14 protein-coding genes are annotated in these 15232 nt (G+C 72.5%); 12 read left to right on the top strand and 2 right to left on the bottom strand.

From position 1 onward, the window contains the following. Nucleotides 1-36: 36 nt before the first annotated feature. The 3 genes from aroC to aroB are packed head-to-tail and all read left to right on the top strand — an operon-like array spanning nt 37 to nt 2776. Nucleotides 37-1215, top strand: a complete 1179-nt coding sequence (aroC, locus tag ACQP2P_RS35695; protein ID WP_433608510.1) for a chorismate synthase — start codon at nt 37-39, stop codon at nt 1213-1215. Continuing rightward, on the top strand, nt 1212-1721 hold the full coding sequence (locus tag ACQP2P_RS35690; protein WP_433608508.1) for a shikimate kinase: 510 nt from the start codon (nt 1212-1214) through the stop codon (nt 1719-1721). The genes aroC and ACQP2P_RS35690 overlap by 4 nt, the downstream gene beginning before the upstream one ends. Next, the gene (gene aroB / locus ACQP2P_RS35685) at nt 1718-2776 is read left to right on the top strand and encodes a 3-dehydroquinate synthase (protein WP_433608506.1); all 1059 of its coding nucleotides are present in this window, start codon (nt 1718-1720) and stop codon (nt 2774-2776) included. Before ACQP2P_RS35690 ends, aroB begins: the two co-directional genes overlap by 4 nt. Nucleotides 2777-2884: 108 nt before the next feature. On the opposite strand, the gene mptB is transcribed toward aroB, so the two are convergent. Next, a complete protein-coding gene (mptB, locus tag ACQP2P_RS35680) occupies nt 2885-4237 on the bottom strand; it encodes a polyprenol phosphomannose-dependent alpha 1,6 mannosyltransferase MptB (protein ID WP_433608504.1) in 1353 nt (450 codons plus the stop codon). Nucleotides 4238-4429: 192 nt separating this feature from the next. On the opposite strand from mptB, the gene efp reads away from it, so the two are divergent. Beyond that, complete coding sequence (gene efp / locus ACQP2P_RS35675) at nt 4430-4987, top strand: elongation factor P (protein WP_433608502.1); 558 nt, start codon at nt 4430-4432, stop codon at nt 4985-4987. Between the two features lie 41 nt (nt 4988-5028). Then, on the top strand, nt 5029-5436 hold the full coding sequence (gene nusB, locus ACQP2P_RS35670; RefSeq protein WP_433619395.1) for a transcription antitermination factor NusB: 408 nt from the start codon (nt 5029-5031) through the stop codon (nt 5434-5436). A gap of 164 nt (nt 5437-5600) precedes the next feature. Here nusB and bldD read toward each other — a convergent pair whose 3' ends face one another. Continuing rightward, nucleotides 5601-6089, bottom strand: a complete 489-nt coding sequence (gene bldD / locus ACQP2P_RS35665) for a transcriptional regulator BldD (RefSeq protein WP_033356835.1) — start codon at nt 6087-6089, stop codon at nt 5601-5603. 191 nt (nt 6090-6280) lie between these two features. On the opposite strand from bldD, the gene pyrR reads away from it, so the two are divergent. Genes pyrR through pyrF form a run of 7 tightly spaced genes read left to right on the top strand, consistent with a single transcriptional unit; the run spans nt 6281 to nt 15216 of the window. After that, nucleotides 6281-6850, top strand: a complete 570-nt coding sequence (gene pyrR, locus ACQP2P_RS35660) for a bifunctional pyr operon transcriptional regulator/uracil phosphoribosyltransferase PyrR (RefSeq protein ID WP_433608499.1) — start codon at nt 6281-6283, stop codon at nt 6848-6850. Beyond that, a complete protein-coding gene (locus ACQP2P_RS35655) occupies nt 6847-7761 on the top strand; it encodes an aspartate carbamoyltransferase catalytic subunit (protein WP_433608497.1) in 915 nt (304 codons plus the stop codon). The genes pyrR and ACQP2P_RS35655 overlap by 4 nt, the downstream gene beginning before the upstream one ends. Nucleotides 7762-7787: 26 nt before the next feature. Continuing rightward, nucleotides 7788-8984 (top strand): dihydroorotase, encoded by a 1197-nt coding sequence (locus tag ACQP2P_RS35650; RefSeq protein WP_433619393.1) that lies wholly within the window; start codon nt 7788-7790, stop codon nt 8982-8984. Further along, complete coding sequence (carA, locus tag ACQP2P_RS35645) at nt 8981-10093, top strand: glutamine-hydrolyzing carbamoyl-phosphate synthase small subunit (RefSeq protein WP_433608495.1); 1113 nt, start codon at nt 8981-8983, stop codon at nt 10091-10093. The genes ACQP2P_RS35650 and carA overlap by 4 nt, the downstream gene beginning before the upstream one ends. Further along, nucleotides 10086-13379 (top strand): carbamoyl-phosphate synthase large subunit, encoded by a 3294-nt coding sequence (gene carB, locus ACQP2P_RS35640; protein ID WP_433608493.1) that lies wholly within the window; start codon nt 10086-10088, stop codon nt 13377-13379. The genes carA and carB overlap by 8 nt, the downstream gene beginning before the upstream one ends. Further along, nucleotides 13376-14377 carry a quinone-dependent dihydroorotate dehydrogenase gene (locus ACQP2P_RS35635; protein ID WP_433608491.1) on the top strand — a complete coding sequence of 334 codons (1002 nt, stop codon included), beginning with the start codon at nt 13376-13378 and terminating at the stop codon, nt 14375-14377. Before carB ends, ACQP2P_RS35635 begins: the two co-directional genes overlap by 4 nt. A gap of 32 nt (nt 14378-14409) precedes the next feature. After that, nucleotides 14410-15216 carry an orotidine-5'-phosphate decarboxylase gene (pyrF, locus tag ACQP2P_RS35630; RefSeq protein WP_433619391.1) on the top strand — a complete coding sequence of 269 codons (807 nt, stop codon included), beginning with the start codon at nt 14410-14412 and terminating at the stop codon, nt 15214-15216. Nucleotides 15217-15232 lie beyond the last annotated feature (16 nt).

Genomic DNA, 15232 nt, shown 5'->3' with positions numbered 1-15232 from the left:
GCCGGCGGGTAACACGCACGTGACAAACTGGCGAGCGTGCTGCGCTGGTTGACTGCTGGGGAATCCCATGGCCCGGCGCTCGTCGCGATCCTCGAGGGCGTGCCCGCCGGAGTGGAGCTGACGAGTGCGTCCGTGGCGGCTGAGCTCGCCCGTCGACGCCTCGGCTACGGCCGCGGCGCCCGGATGGCCTTCGAGCAGGACGTCGTCGAGTTCATCGGCGGCCTCCGGCACGGGCTGACGCTCGGCAGCCCGGTCGCGATCCGGGTCGCCAACAGCGAGTGGCCCAAGTGGGAGACGGTCATGTCCGCCGACCCGGTCGACGCCGAGGTCCTCGCGGCCCAGGCCCGCAACGCCCCGCTGACCCGGCCCCGGCCCGGCCACGCGGACCTGGCGGGCATGCAGAAGTACGGCCACACCGACGCCCGCCCGATCCTCGAGCGCGCCAGCGCCCGCGAGACCGCGGCCCGGGTCGCCGTGGGCACGGTCGCCAAGGCCCTGCTGCGCCAGGCCCTCGGCATCCAGATCGTCTCGCACGTCATCGAGCTCGGCTCGGTCGCGGCCAAGCCCGGCCTGCTGCCCACCCCCGAGGACTTCGAGCGCATCGACGCCGACCCGCTGCGCTGCCTCGACCCGGACGCGAGCGCCCGCATGGTCGAGGAGGTCGACGCGGCCAAGAAGGACGCCGACACGCTGGGCGGGATCGTGGAGGTGCTGGCGTACGGCGTGCCCCCGGGCCTCGGCAGCCACGTGCAGTGGGACCGCAAGCTCGACGCCCGCCTGGCCACCGCGCTCATGTCGATCCAGGCGATCAAGGGCGTGGAGATCGGCGACGCGTTCACCCAGGCCCGCTCGCGCGGCTCGGTGGCCCACGACGAGATCGTCAACACCCCCGACGGCGTCAAGCGCGTCACCGACCGCGCCGGCGGCCTCGAGGGCGGCATCACCACCGGCGAGCCCCTGCGCGTGCGCGCCGCGATGAAGCCGATCTCGTCGCTCAACCGCGCCCTGCAGACCGTCGACGTGACCACGGGCGAGGCGGCGACGGCGATCAACCAGCGCTCGGACGTCTGTGCCGTGCCGGCCGCGGCCGTCGTGGCCGAGGCCATGGTCGCCCTGGTGCTGGCCGAGGCGGCGCTGGAGAAGTTCGGCGGCGACTCGGTGCCGGAGATCCGCCGCAACCTGGCCGGCTACCTCGAGAACCTGGTGATCAGGTGAGCCCGCGCGCGGTGCTCGTCGGCGCGCCCGGAGCGGGGAAGACGACGGTGGGGGAGCTACTCGCCGAGCGCCTCGGCGTGGCGTTCTCCGACGCCGACGCCCTCATCGAGGCGGAGGCCGGCAAGCCCATCCCCGAGATCTTCTTCGACGAGGGCGAGGAGCACTTCCGGGCCCTCGAACGCGCCGCGATCCGCTCCGCCCTCGAGGGCTTCGACGGCGTCCTCGCCCTCGGCGGCGGCGCGATCCTGGCCGAGGAGACCCGCAAGGCGCTGGCCGGGCACACGGTGGTGTACCTCTCCGTCGAGTTCGCCGACGCCCTGTCCCGCGTCGGCCTCGGCGCCGGCCGCCCCCTGCTCGCCATCAATCCGCGGGCCACGCTCAAGCACCTGCTCGACCAGCGCCGCCCGCTCTACGAGGAGGTGGCGACCGTGACCGTGCCGACCGGCGGCCGCACCCCCGAGGAGATCGCCGAGCAGCTGGCCGAGCGCCTGGCGGGGGCGGCATGAAGCTCGTCGACGTGTCCGGCTACGCGGTGCAGATCGGACGCGGCGCCGGTGACGCCGTCGCGGACCTGGTCAAGGGGGCCGGTCAGGTCGCCGTGATCTTCGCCGGCCCGGTGCGCGCGCACGCGGCCCGGATCGAGGCCGCCCTGAGCGCGGCGGGCGCCACGGTGCTGCCGATCGAGGTCCCCGACGCCGAGGCCGGCAAGGACATCGCGGTCGCGGCCCGCTGCTGGGACGAGCTCGGCGCGGCCGCGTTCACCCGCACCGACGCGGTCGTCGGGGTCGGCGGCGGCGCGGTGACCGACCTGGCCGGCTTCGTCGCGGCGTGCTGGCTGCGCGGCGTGCGCCTGGTGACGGTGCCGACGAGCCTGCTCGGCATGGTCGACGCGGCCGTCGGCGGCAAGACCGGCGTCAACACCGCGGCCGGCAAGAACCTCGTGGGCGCGTTCTACCCGCCGGCCGGGGTCCTGTGCGACCTGGCCGCCCTGGACACCCTGCCCGCCGAGGACCTGCGCGCGGGCATGGCCGAGATCGTCAAGTGCGGCTTCATCGCCGACCCGGCCATCCTGGATCGCATCGAGGCCGACCCGGCCGCGGCCCTCGACCCGCGCGGCGACGTGCTCGCCGAGCTGATCGAGCGCTCCGTGGCCGTCAAGGCGCGCGTGGTCTCCGAGGACCTGCGCGAGAGCGGCCTGCGCGAGATCCTCAACTACGGTCACACGCTGGGCCACGCGATCGAGCGGCGGGAGCTGTACCGCTGGAAGCACGGCCACGCCATCAGCGTCGGCCTCGTCTACGCCGCCGAGCTCGGCCGGCTCTCGGGCCGCCTCGGCGCGGACGTGGCCGACCGGCACCGGGCCATCCTCGAGCGCCTCGGCCTGCCGGTCTCCTACCCGGCCGGCGCCTGGGACGACCTGCACGCCGCGATGCGGGTCGACAAGAAGGCCCGCGGCTCGATGCTGCGCTTCGTGGTGCTCGACGCCCTGGCGGCGCCCGGCACGCTGGAGGGCCCCTCCGACGAGCTGCTGCGGGCCGCGTACACCGCCGTCGCGGCGTAACCACCCGCGGAGGCCGGGATTCCTGGCGGGAGCAACGGTTCGGACCCCCGCGGACCCGAGCATGTCGCCCGTCAGGGTATAAATCCGATATGCCGGGCGGCAGTGCGCTCAGGCCGCCGGAACGGCCGCCAGGCCAGCCGCGACCGGCGGACGCATCCGCAGGTAGAGCAGCCCGGCCACGGTACCGACGACCGCCGCGACCACCGCCTCCGGAAACCCCGGCGCGCCGGTCGGGAGCAGGAACAGCGCCAGCCCCACCGAGCCCCACACGGCCGCCTGCGGCACCCGGCGCAGGCCCGCGGCCAGGGGCACGAAGGCCCACAGCAGGTACCACGGATGCACGACCGGCCCCAGCAAGATGATCGAGCTCAGCGCCAGCCCCAGCCCGGCCACCGGGTTCGGGGCGCGCAGGAGCGCCCAGCCCGCCAGCAGGCAGCCGGCCACCGCGGCCACGGTGCGGATGATCTGCATCGGCTCGGGCCAGCCCACCGCGCCGAGCAGCAGCCCCAGGTCGGTGCTGAAGGACAGGCCGTTGCGCACCGACGTCGGGGTGCGCATCGCGCCGATCCAGCCGAGGCCGAGCCCGGAGGCGAGCTGCAGCCCGGCGGCCGACGCGGCCGCGGCCGCCCCGATGCGCGGCCATGCGCGCGGGGCGAGCACCAGCACGGTGAGCAGGGCCAGCGCGGCCGGGGCCTTGATCAGGGCGGCGGTGCTGACGAGGGCGGCGCCGAGCGCGGGGTGGCGGCGCAGCGCGGCGTAGATGCCGGCCGTCATCAGGCCCACCATGAGCGCGTCGTTGTGCATGCCGGCCACCAGGTGCAGCAGGAGTAGCGGGTTCAGGGCGCCGAACCACAGCGCCCGCTGGGGCGGCACGCCGACGCGCGCCGCGATGCCGGGCAGGCACAGCACCACCAGGGCGACGCCGGCCAGGGCGATCAGGCGGAAGGCCCAGACGCCGAGCATCACGTGCTCGCCGGTGAGGCTGACCACGGCGGCGGCCGCGCGCAGGAACAGCGGGCCGTAGGGCGCCGGGGTGTTCTGCCAGATCGCGGGGACCTCCGCGGCGAAGGGGCCGCCCATGGCGCTGGGGCCGAACCTGTACGCGTCGAGCCCCTCGTGCACCATCGCGCCCTGGGCCAGGTAGCTGTACACGTCCTGGGAGAACATCGGCGGGACGAGCACCAGCGGGGCCGCCCAGCACAGCAGCGTCCGCATGAGATCCGCCGGGGTGTGCTCGTCCAGCGTGCGCCGCAGCCGCAGCCAGGCGCCGCACAGCAGGGCGATCCCCAGGTAGGCCGCCGCGATCGCCACCAGTGGGAAGTGCCGCAGCTCGCGGATCACCGGCCAGTGGGCGAACGGGTCACCGCGTTCGGCAAGAGCGCCCGCGGCCAGGCCGCCCAGGGCGATGGCGATGGATCCGGCGAAGCCCAGGGTACGGTTGAGGAGGTCCGGTCTTCCCACCCCGGCACGCTGGCAGAGTCAGGTGTCTCGATGGATACGGAAAGATGAACACGGGCCGCCGCGCCCGGTACACTGCGTCGGGCCACTCCTGCCTTTCCCGGTACACTTCACCGGGCCTTTTCCCGCGTACCGCTCGGGATCACATCTTCCCGGTCCGCTGGGCCGGCAGTGACGAAAGTGACGTCGAATCACATGGCATCCACGAACGACCTGAAGAACGGCCTGGTGCTCAACCTCGACGGCGACCTGTGGACCGTCGTTGAGTTCCAGCATGTCAAGCCGGGCAAGGGCGGCGCGTTCGTGCGGACCACCCTCAAGAACGTGCTCTCCGGCAAGGTGGTCGACCGTACGTTCAACGCCGGCACCAAGGTCGAGACGGCCACCGTCGACAAGCGCACGATGCAGTACCTCTACGCCGACGGCGACGACTACGTGTTCATGGACCTGGACACATACGACCAGATCACCGTCCCCGGCGGGGTCGTCGGCGAGGCGAGCAAGTTCCTGCTCCCCGAGGCCGAGGTGATCGTCGCCACGCACGAGGAGGCCCCGCTCTACGTCGAGCTGCCGACCTCGGTGATCCTCGAGGTCACCTACACCGAGCCGGGCCTGCAGGGCGACCGCTCCACCGGCGGCACCAAGCCGGCCACCGTCGAGACCGGCGCGACGGTCAACGTGCCGCTGTTCATCTCGACCGGCGAGAAGATCAAGGTCGACACCCGCGACAGCCGTTACCTGGGCCGCGCGTGACCGGTAACAGCTCCTTCCTGGGCGGTGACGTCACCGCCCAGATGACGGCCCGCCGCAAGGCTCGCAAGCGGGCCCTGGACGTGCTGTACATGGCCGACCTGCGCAAGGAGTCGCGCGGGTCGGTCCTGGCCGCCTACGTGGCCAACCTGGAGGAGCCGAAGCCGTCCTACCTGCCCTACACGGTCCGCCTGGTCGAGGGCGTCGAGGAGCACTCGGCCCGCATCGACGAGCTGCTGGCCAGCTACGCCGAGGGCTGGACGCTGGAGCGGATGCCGGTGGTGGACCGCAACCTGGCCCGCATCGCCGTCTACGAGCTGCTCTACAACGACGAGATCGACAACCCGGTGGCGATCACCGAGGCGGTCGAGCTGGCCGAGACGCTCTCCACCGACGACTCGCCCCGCTTCCTCAACGGCATCCTGGGCCGGATCGCCGACTACGCCACCTGAGCGTTCTTTCCAGGGCCCGGACCGCGTCACCTGCGGACCGTTCCTCCCGGGAGACTCGGGCCGGGGCCCAGCTCCGCTGGCCCTGGCCCTGCGACCGCGCGGTGCCAAGAGCAGAAGGGCCGCACTCGATCCCGAGTGCGGCCCTTGCGTCGTGCGGTCGTGCGTCAGCTCTGGAACAGGCTCCGCGGGTCGGTGACCAGCACGCCGTGCTCGTTGAGGCGCTCGACCAGGCCCGACGGCGAGGCGTCGTAGACGATCGCCAGGGCGCGCAGGTCGTCGGCGCGGATGGACAGCACGCGGCCGTTGTAGTCGCCGCGCTGCTGCTGGATGGCCCGGGCGTACCGGGCGACGTAGGCGAGGTCCTCGGCGCCGGCGTCGTAGAGGCGCTCCAGGTCGAGGACGATCTTGTTGGTGGGCTCGTGGCGCACACCGCTGCCCTCGGGCAGCAGCTCGGCGACGGGCACGCGGTAGAACTCGGCCAGCTCGGCCAGGCGAGAGACGGTGACGGCACGGTCGCCACGCTCATACGACCCGACGACGACGGCCTTCCAGCGCCCGGCCGACTTCTCCTCGACACCCTGCAGAGACAGCCCCTGCTGCTGTCGGATGGAGCGCAGGCGAGCACCAAGAGACTTGGCGTACTCAGACGGCATACGGACACTCCCAGTCACTGGCCTGAGGGGTTTCCCCAGCGATCGCTACGGAGCGTGACCGTAACTGGCGCGCGACGCGGGGTCAAGTGGTCGAGACCCTTCCGTTGCCCTGGTCAGGGCGGTTGTTAGGGTAGTTGACGTTCGACATCCTTTAACGACCCGTCCGGCGAGGCGGGGAAGGAGGTCTGGTTTTGTCGTCCTCGACAACCGGCACTGAGCTGGGTAAAACCATCCTAACGGCGGCAGATGTCGCCCGTGTGGTGGACCGGATTGCCCATCAGATTCTGGAAAAGACGTCCGGCGCGGCCGAAACGGTGCTGCTGGGCATACCTACTCGTGGCGTTCCGCTGGCTCGCCGTCTGGCTGCCCGGATCGCCGCGTTCGAGGGCTTTGATGTCCCGGTGGGTGTGTTGGACATCACTCTCTACCGGGACGATCTTCGGCTCCACGCGACACGTGCTGTGGGTCACACGGAAATTCCAGCGGGCGGCCTCGACGGGCGCCGCGTGATCCTCGTGGACGACGTCCTGTTCTCCGGGCGCACGGTCCGCGCCGCGCTCGACGCCCTCAAGGACCTCGGCCGGCCCCGCGCCGTCCAGCTGGCCGTGCTGGTCGACCGCGGCCACCGCGAGCTGCCCATCCGGGCCGACTACGTGGGCAAGAACATCCCGACCTCCATGGACGAGAGCGTGCGGGTGCTGACGGCCGAGATCGACGGCGGCGACGCCGTCGTGATCAAGAGCAAGGGGGATCGGGCATGATCAAGCACCTGCTCAGCGCGGCCGACCTCGACGCGCCGGCCGCCACCCTGGTGCTGGACACCGCCGAGGAGATGGCGAGCCTGGCCGCGCGGGAGGTCAAGAAGCTGCCCACGCTGCGCGGCCGCACCGTGGTGAACCTCTTCTACGAGGACTCCACCCGCACCCGCATCTCCTTCGAGGCCGCCGCCAAGCGCCTGTCCGCCGACGTCATCAACTTCTCCGCCAAGGGCTCCAGCGTCTCCAAGGGTGAAAGTCTCAAGGACACGGCGCTGACGCTGCAGGCGATGGGCGCCGACGCCGTGGTGGTGCGCCACCCGGCCAGCGGGGCGCCGCACCGGCTCGCCAACTGGGTCGAGGGCAGCGTGGTCAACGCCGGCGACGGCACCCACGAGCACCCGACGCAGGCGCTGCTGGACGCGTACACCATGCGCAGCCGCCTGCGCCGCCTCGCCGGGCTCAACGTCACGATCGTCGGCGACGTGCTGCACTCGCGGGTCGCGCGCTCCAACGTGCAGCTGCTGCACACGCTCGGGGCCAAGGTGACGCTCGTCGCACCGCCGACGCTGCTGCCGGTCGGGGTCGAGGCGTGGCCCGCCCGCACCTGCTACGACCTCGACGCGGTGGTGCCCGACACCGACGTGGTGATGATGCTGCGCGTGCAGCGGGAGCGCATGAACCAGGCGTACTTCCCCTCCGAGCGCGAGTACTCCCGCCGCTACGGCTTCGACGTCCCCCGCATGCGCCGCCTGCCCGAGCACGCGATCGTCATGCACCCGGGCCCGATGAACCGCGGCATGGAGATCGCGCCCGAGGTGGCCGACTCCGCCCGCTCCACGATCGTCGAACAGGTCGCCAACGGCGTCTCCGTGCGGATGGCCGTGCTCTACCTGCTGCTCGGAGGAAAATCGTGATCATCTCCAACACCCAGCTCGGCGAGATCACCGTCGAGGACGGCGTCATCGTCGCGATCGACCCGGCGAAGACCGGGCCCGCCATCGCGCTGCCCGGCCTCGTGGACCTGCACACCCACCTGCGCGAGCCGGGTCGCGAGGACGCCGAGACCGTCGAGTCCGGCTCCCGGGCCGCGGCCCTGGGCGGCTACACGGCCGTGTGCGCGATGGCCAACACCTCGCCGGTCGCCGACACCGCGGGCGTGGTCGAGCAGGTGTGGCGGCTCGGGCGCGAGGCCGGCCTGGTCGACGTCCAGCCGATCGGGGCCGTGACCGTGGGCCTGGGCGGCGAGCAGCTCGCGGAGCTCGGCGCGATGGCCGAGTCCGCGGCCCGGGTCCGGGTCTTCTCCGACGACGGGCACTGCGTGCACGACCCGCGGCTCATGCGCCGCGCGCTGGAGTACGTGAAGGCCTTCGACGGGGTCATCGCCCAGCACGCCGAGGAGCCGCGGCTGACGACCGGCGCGCAGATGAACGAGGGCGCGGTCGCCGCGCGGCTCGGGCTCACCGGCTGGCCGGCCGTCGCCGAGGAGGCGATCATCGCCCGCGACGTGCTGCTGGCCGGGCACGTGGGCGCGCGGCTGCACATCTGCCACGTCTCCACCGCCGGCAGCGTCGAGCTGATCCGCTGGGCCAAGTCCAAGGGCTGGCGGGTCACGGCCGAGGTCACGCCGCACCACCTGCTGCTCACCGAGGACCGCGCCACCCAGTACGACCCGGTCTTCAAGGTCAACCCGCCGCTGCGCACCGAGGCCGACGTGCTGGCCCTGCGTGAGGGCCTGCTGGACGGCACCATCGACTGCGTCGCCACCGACCACGCCCCGCACAGCGTGGAGGACAAGGAGTGCGAGTGGGCGTACGCCCGGCCCGGCATGCTCGGGCTGGAGACGGCGCTGGCGATCGTGGTGCAGACGATGGGCCCGCGCTGGGACCGCATCGCCGAATGGATGTCGGCGGCGCCGGCCCGCATCGCCGGGCTGAGCGGGCACGGGACGCCGCTGGCCGTCGGGCGGCCCGCCAACATCGCGATCTTCGACCCGGGCGTGCGCTGGACCGTCGACCCGACGGCCCTGGCCAGCCGCTCCCGCAACACCCCCTACGCCGGAATGGAGCTGCGCGGCCGCATCGACGCGACCTACCTGCGCGGCGAGCCGACGGTGCTGAACGGAAAGGCAACACGGTGAGGCGCAGAGAAGCCCTGCTCGTCCTGGAGGACGGGCGCACCTTCCGCGGTGAGGCGTTCGGTGGCATCGGCGAGACCTTCGGCGAGGCCGTCTTCAACACCGGCATGACCGGCTACCAGGAGACGCTCACCGACCCCTCCTACCACCGCCAGGTGGTCGTGCAGACCGCGCCGCAGATCGGCAACACCGGGGTCAACGGCGAGGACGACGAGTCCGACCGGATCTGGGTGGCCGGCTACGTGCTGCGCGACCCGTCCCGCACCCACTCCAACTGGCGCGCCACCGGCAGCCTCGAGGACCGGCTGGCCGCCGAGAACGTGGTGGGCATCAGCGGCGTCGACACCCGGGCCCTCACCCGGCACCTGCGCGAGCGCGGGGCCATGCGGGTCGGCGTCTCCAGCGTCGAGACCGACCCCGAGGCGCTGCTCGAACGGGTCCGCCAGCAGCCGCAGATGCTCGGCGCCGACCTGTCCGCCGAGGTCAGCACGGCGCAGCGGTACACCGTGCAGGCCGAGGGCGAGCACCGGTTCACGGTCGCCGCGATCGACCTCGGGATCAAGCGCAACGTCCCGCGCCGGCTCGCCGCCCGCGGGGTCACCACCCACGTGCTGCCCGCCTCGGCGACGCTCGAGGACATCCGGGCGCTCGGCGCCGACGCGGTGTTCTTCTCGCCCGGCCCCGGCGACCCGGCGACCGCCGACGGCCCGGTGAACCTGGCCAGGTCGGTGCTGGGCGCGCGCATCCCGCTCTTCGGCATCTGCTTCGGCAGCCAGATCCTCGGCCGGGCGCTCGGCTTCGGCACCTACAAGCTCGGCTACGGCCACCGCGGCATCAACCAGCCGGTGCTCGACCGCACCACCGGCAAGGTCGAGGTCACCAGCCACAACCACGGCTTCGCGGTCGACGCGCCGCTGGACGCCCGGGCCGACACCGAGTTCGGCGCCGTCGAGGTCAGCCACGTGTGCCTCAACGACAAGGTCGTCGAGGGCCTGCGCTGCCTCGACACGCCGGCCTTCACCGTGCAGTACCACCCGGAGGCGGCAGCGGGGCCGCACGACGCGGATTACCTGTTCGATCGATTCGCGGAGCTGATGCAGACCAATGCCTAAGCGCACCGACCTCCAGCACGTCCTCGTCATCGGATCCGGTCCGATCGTCATCGGGCAGGCGTGCGAGTTCGACTACTCCGGCACCCAGGCCTGCCGCGTGCTGCGGGCCGAGGGCCTGCGGGTCAGCCTGGTGAACAGCAACCCGGCGACCATCATGACCGACCCCGAGTTCGCCGACGCGACCTACGTCGAGCCGATCACGCCCGAGTTCGTCGAGCAGGTGATCGCCAAGGAGCGCCCCGACGCGCTGCTGGCCACCCTCGGCGGGCAGACCGCGCTCAACACCGCGGTGGCGCTGCACGAGGCCGGCGTGCTGGAGAAGTACGGCGTCGAGCTCATCGGCGCCGACATCGACGCCATCCGCCGCGGCGAGGACCGGCAGCTGTTCAAGGACATCGTCGCCCGCGCCGGCGGCGACACGCCCCGCTCGCGCGTGTGCCACTCCATGGACGAGGTGCACGCCACCGTCGCCGAGCTCGGCCTGCCCGTCGTCATCCGGCCCTCCTTCACCATGGGCGGGCTCGGCTCCGGCATGGCCCACACCCCCGAGGACCTCGACCGGCTGGCCGGCGGCGGCCTGGCCGCCTCGCCCGTGCACGAGGTGCTCATCGAGGAGAGCGTGCTGGGCTGGAAGGAGTACGAGCTCGAGCTCATGCGCGACAAGCACGACAACGTCGTCGTCGTGTGCTCGATCGAGAACGTGGACGCGATGGGCGTGCACACCGGCGACTCGGTGACCGTCGCGCCGGCGATGACGCTCACCGACGTGGAGTACCAGAGGCTGCGCGATCTCGGCATCGCCGTGCTGCGCGAGGTCGGGGTCGACACCGGCGGCTGCAACATCCAGTTCGCGGTGAACCCGGCCACCGGGCGGCTCGTGGTCATCGAGATGAACCCGCGGGTGTCCCGCTCCAGCGCGCTGGCCTCGAAGGCGACCGGCTTCCCGATCGCGAAGATCGCCGCGAAGCTCGCCATCGGCTACACGCTCGACGAGATCCCCAACGACATCACGCTCAAGACGCCGGCCGCGTTCGAGCCGTCGCTGGACTACGTCGTGGTGAAGATCCCGCGCTTCGCGTTCGAGAAGTTCCCCGGCGCCGACGCCGAGCTCACCACGACGATGAAGTCGGTCGGCGAGGCGATGTCGCTCGGGCGGACCTTCGCCGAGGCGCTGGGCAAGGCCATGCGCTCGATGGAGACGAAGGCCGCGGGCTTCTGGACGGTGCCGGACGCGTCGCTGCTCGGGGACCTGCGCGTCCCGCACGACGGGCGCCTCTACACCGCGGAGCTGGCCCTGCGCCAGGGTCACACCGTCGAGGAGGTCGCGGCCGCGTCGGGCTTCGACCCGTGGTTCGTCGACCAGCTCGCCGCGCTCGTGGAGCTGCGGGCCGAGATCGTCGACGCCGCCGTGCTCGACCTGCCGCTGCTGCGCCGGGCCAAGCGCGCCGGGCTGTCGGACCGGCAGATCGCCGCGCTGCGGCCCGAGTTCGCCGGCGAGGACGGGGTGCGCTCGCTGCGCCACCGCCTCGGGCTGCGGCCGGTCTACAAGACGGTCGACACCTGCGCCGCCGAGTTCGCGGCCGGAACGCCGTACCACTACAGCACCTACGAGGACGAGACCGAGGTCACCCCGTCCGACCGGCCGAAGGTGATCATCCTCGGCTCCGGCCCGAACCGCATCGGCCAGGGCATCGAGTTCGACTACTCGTGCGTGCACGCGGTCATGGCGCTGCGGGCCAAGGGCTTCGAGACGGTCATGGTCAACTGCAACCCGGAGACCGTCTCCACCGACTACGACACCGCCGACCGGCTGTACTTCGAGCCGCTCACCTTCGAGGACGTCCTCGAGGTCGTGCACGCCGAGGACAGCTCGGGCCGGGCCGCGGGCGGCCCCGGCGTCGTGGGCGTCATCGTGCAGCTGGGCGGGCAGACCCCGCTCGGGCTCGCCGATCGCCTGGAGCGGGCCGGGGTGCCGATCGTGGGCACGTCGCCCAAGGCGATCGACCTCGCCGAGGACCGCGGCCTCTTCGGCCAGCTGCTCACCGAGGCCGGGCTGCGCTCGCCCGCGCACGGCACCGCGACCACCTTCCCGGAGGCCAAGCGGATCGCCGACGAGATCGGCTACCCGGTGCTGGTGCGCCCGTCCTACGTGCTCGGCGGGCGGGGCATGGAGATCGTCTACGACGAGCCGACCCTGCGCGACTACATCGGCCGGGCCACCGAGATCTCGCCCGCGCACCCGGTGCTCGTCGACCGCTTCCTCGACGACGCCATCGAGATCGACGTCGACGCGCTGTGCGACGCGACCGGCGAGGTGTACCTCGGCGGCGTGATGGAGCACATCGAGGAGGCCGGCATCCACTCCGGCGACTCGTCCTGCGCGCTGCCGCCGATCACGCTCGCGGCCGTGCACCTGGCCGAGGTGCGCCGGTACACGGTCGCCATCGCGCGCGGGATCGGGGTGCGGGGGCTGCTCAACGTGCAGTACGCGCTCAAGGACGACGTGCTGTACGTCCTCGAGGCCAACCCGCGCGCCTCCCGTACGGTGCCGTTCGTGTCCAAGGCGACCGCGGTGCCGCTGGCCAAGGCGGCCGCCCGCATCGCGCTCGGGGCCACCGTCGCCGAGCTGCGCGCGGAGGGGCTGCTGCCGGCCGAGGGCGACGGCGGCACGGTGCCCGAGCACGCGCCGGTCGCCGTGAAGGAGGCGGTGCTGCCGTTCAAGCGGTTCCGCACCGCCGAGGGCAAGGGCGTGGACAACCTGCTCGGCCCCGAGATGAAGTCGACCGGCGAGGTCATGGGCATCGACCCGTCCTTCGGGCACGCCTTCGCCAAGTCGCAGGCGGCCGCGTACGGCTCGCTGCCCACCTCCGGCACCGTGCTCGTCACGGTGGCCAACCGGGACAAGCGCGGGATCGTCTTCCCGGTCAAGCGCCTCGCCGACCTCGGCTTCGCGATCGTGGCCACGGCCGGCACCGGGGAGGTGCTGCGCCGCTACGGCGTGGCGTGCGAGATCGTGCCCAAGCACTTCGAGGAGGGCGCCGGGCGCAACGCCGTCTCCCTCATCGCGGGCGGCGAGGTCGACCTGGTGATCAACACCCCGCAGGGCTCCAGCGGGCGCCAGGACGGCTACGAGATCCGCAGCGCCGCCGTCGTCTCCGACATCCCCTGCATCACGACCCTGCCGGGCGCGGCGGCCGCGGTGATGGGCGTCGAGGCGCTCATCCGCGGGGAGATGACGGTCCGCCCGCTGCAGGAGCTGCACGCGGCCCTGCGGCAGGCGCGGTGAGCGGCCTCTACGAGCGCACGGTCCGCCCGGTCCTGTTCCGGCTGCACGGCGGCGACGCCGAGTCGGTGCACGAGCGGACCCTGCGCATGCTCGCGCGGCTGCCCCGGGCGCGGCGGGCCCTGAGCCCGCCCGGGGCCCGCCGGACCGTGTTCGGGGTGGACTTCCCGAACCCGGTCGGGCTCGCCGCCGGCATGGACAAGGACGGCCGGGCGCTGGGCGCCTGGCCGCGGCTGGGCTTCGGCTTCGTCGAGGTGGGCACCGTCACCCGGCACGCGCAGCCGGGCAACGACCGGCCGCGGCTGTTCCGCCTGCCCGAGCACGAGGCGATCGTGAACCGGATGGGCTTCAACAACGCCGGCGCCGAGGCCCTCGCGGCCCGGCTGCGGGCGCTGGGGCCGCTGCCGGTGCCGCTGGGCATCAGCCTGGGCAAGTCGAAGGTGACCCCGCTGAGCGGCGCCGTCGAGGACTACGTGCACAGCTTCCGGCAGCTGTACGGCCTGGGCTCGTACTTCGCCGTCAACGTCAGCTCGCCCAACACGCCGGGCCTGCGCGAGCTGCAGGACAAGGCGCACCTGTCGGCCCTGCTCGGAGCCCTGCGCTCGGAGGCCCAGGCGCTCGGCGGCGAGGTGCCGATCCTGGTCAAGGTCGCCCCCGACCTCACCGAGACCGCCCTGGGCGACCTGCTCGACGTCTGCCTCGGGCTGGGCGTGGCCGGGCTCATCGCGACCAACACGACCATCGAGCGCCCCGGCGTGGCGACCCCGCAGGCCGGCGGGCTCAGCGGGCGGCCGCTCGCCCCGCGGGCCCTGGAGGTCGTGCGGTTCGTGGCCAAGGAGTCCGGGTTGCCGGTCATCGGGGTGGGCGGCATCACGCGCCCCGACGACGCCGCCCGGATGCTCGACGCGGGCGCCTCGCTCGTGCAGCTCTACACCGGCTTCATCTACCACGGCCCGGCGCTCGTGCGCGGCGCCGTCGCAGCGACGAGGAGCGCGACGTGACTGATGCTTTCGGGGCCCGTCTGCGGGCCGCCATGGACACGCTGGGACCGCTGTGCGTAGGCATCGACCCTCACCCCTCCCTGCTGGCCGCCTGGGGGCTCTCCGACGATGTCAAGGGCCTGGAAGCGTTCGGTCGGACGGTCGGGGAGGCCCTGGCCGGACGGGTTGCGGCGATCAAGCCCCAGTCCGCCTTTTTTGAGCGTTTCGGCTCCAGGGGCATAGCGGTGCTCGAGTCGGTTATCCGACAGTTGCGCGGGTCGGGGAGCCTCGTGATTCTCGACGTCAAGCGGGGCGACATCGGCTCGACGGCCGCCGCGTACGCCGACGCGTACCTCGATCCGGCCTCCCCGCTGTGCGCCGACGCGGTCACGGTCAGTCCCTACCTCGGCTTCGGTGCGCTTCGCCCGATCATCGACAAGGCCCGCCAAAACGGGCTCGGCGCGTTCGTCCTGGCCCTCACCTCCAATCCCGAGGGCGCGGCCGTCCAGCGGGCCGTCGCGGCGGACGGGCGCACCGTCGCGCAGACCATCATCGACGAGATTTCGCAGGTCAACGCGGGTGTGAGCCCGATGGGCGACATCGGCGTGGTGGTCGGCGCGACCGTCGGGCCGACCGGCCACAGGCTGACCGATCTCAATGGACCGATCCTCGCGCCGGGCCTCGGCGCGCAGGGCGGAAAGGCCGAGGATCTGCGCGCCGTATTCGGCAACGCGCTCGATCTCGTGCTGCCGTCATGGTCGCGTGAGGTCCTCTCGGCGGGTCCGGATCAGGCCGCGTTGCGGGCCGCGGCGGACCGTGCGCGTGATTCCTGTGCGTCCGCAATTGTGGTCACTGCGTGATCATCGAATCTTCACA

It is taken from the genome of Dactylosporangium sp. CA-139114 (assembly GCF_050955725.1).
Taxonomy (GTDB): domain Bacteria; phylum Actinomycetota; class Actinomycetes; order Mycobacteriales; family Micromonosporaceae; genus Dactylosporangium.
The sequence above is the reverse complement of the archived record's forward strand: the minus strand, read 5'-3'. Positions and strand labels throughout refer to the sequence as shown.

Bases quoted from the DNA above. Each gene is read 5' to 3' on its own strand.
- carB (WP_433608493.1), top strand. From the start codon at position 10,086: ATGCCTAAGCGCACCGACCTCCAGCACGTCCTCGTCATCGGATCCGGT.
- aroB (WP_433608506.1), top strand. From the start codon at position 1,718: ATGAAGCTCGTCGACGTGTCCGGCTACGCGGTGCAGATCGGACGCGGC.
- pyrF (WP_433619391.1), top strand. From the start codon at position 14,410: ATGGACACGCTGGGACCGCTGTGCGTAGGCATCGACCCTCACCCCTCC.
- efp (WP_433608502.1), top strand. From the start codon at position 4,430: ATGGCATCCACGAACGACCTGAAGAACGGCCTGGTGCTCAACCTCGAC.
- ACQP2P_RS35655 (WP_433608497.1), top strand. From the start codon at position 6,847: ATGATCAAGCACCTGCTCAGCGCGGCCGACCTCGACGCGCCGGCCGCC.
- bldD (WP_033356835.1), bottom strand. From the start codon at position 6,089: ATGCCGTCTGAGTACGCCAAGTCTCTTGGTGCTCGCCTGCGCTCCATC.
- nusB (WP_433619395.1), top strand. From the start codon at position 5,029: ATGACGGCCCGCCGCAAGGCTCGCAAGCGGGCCCTGGACGTGCTGTAC.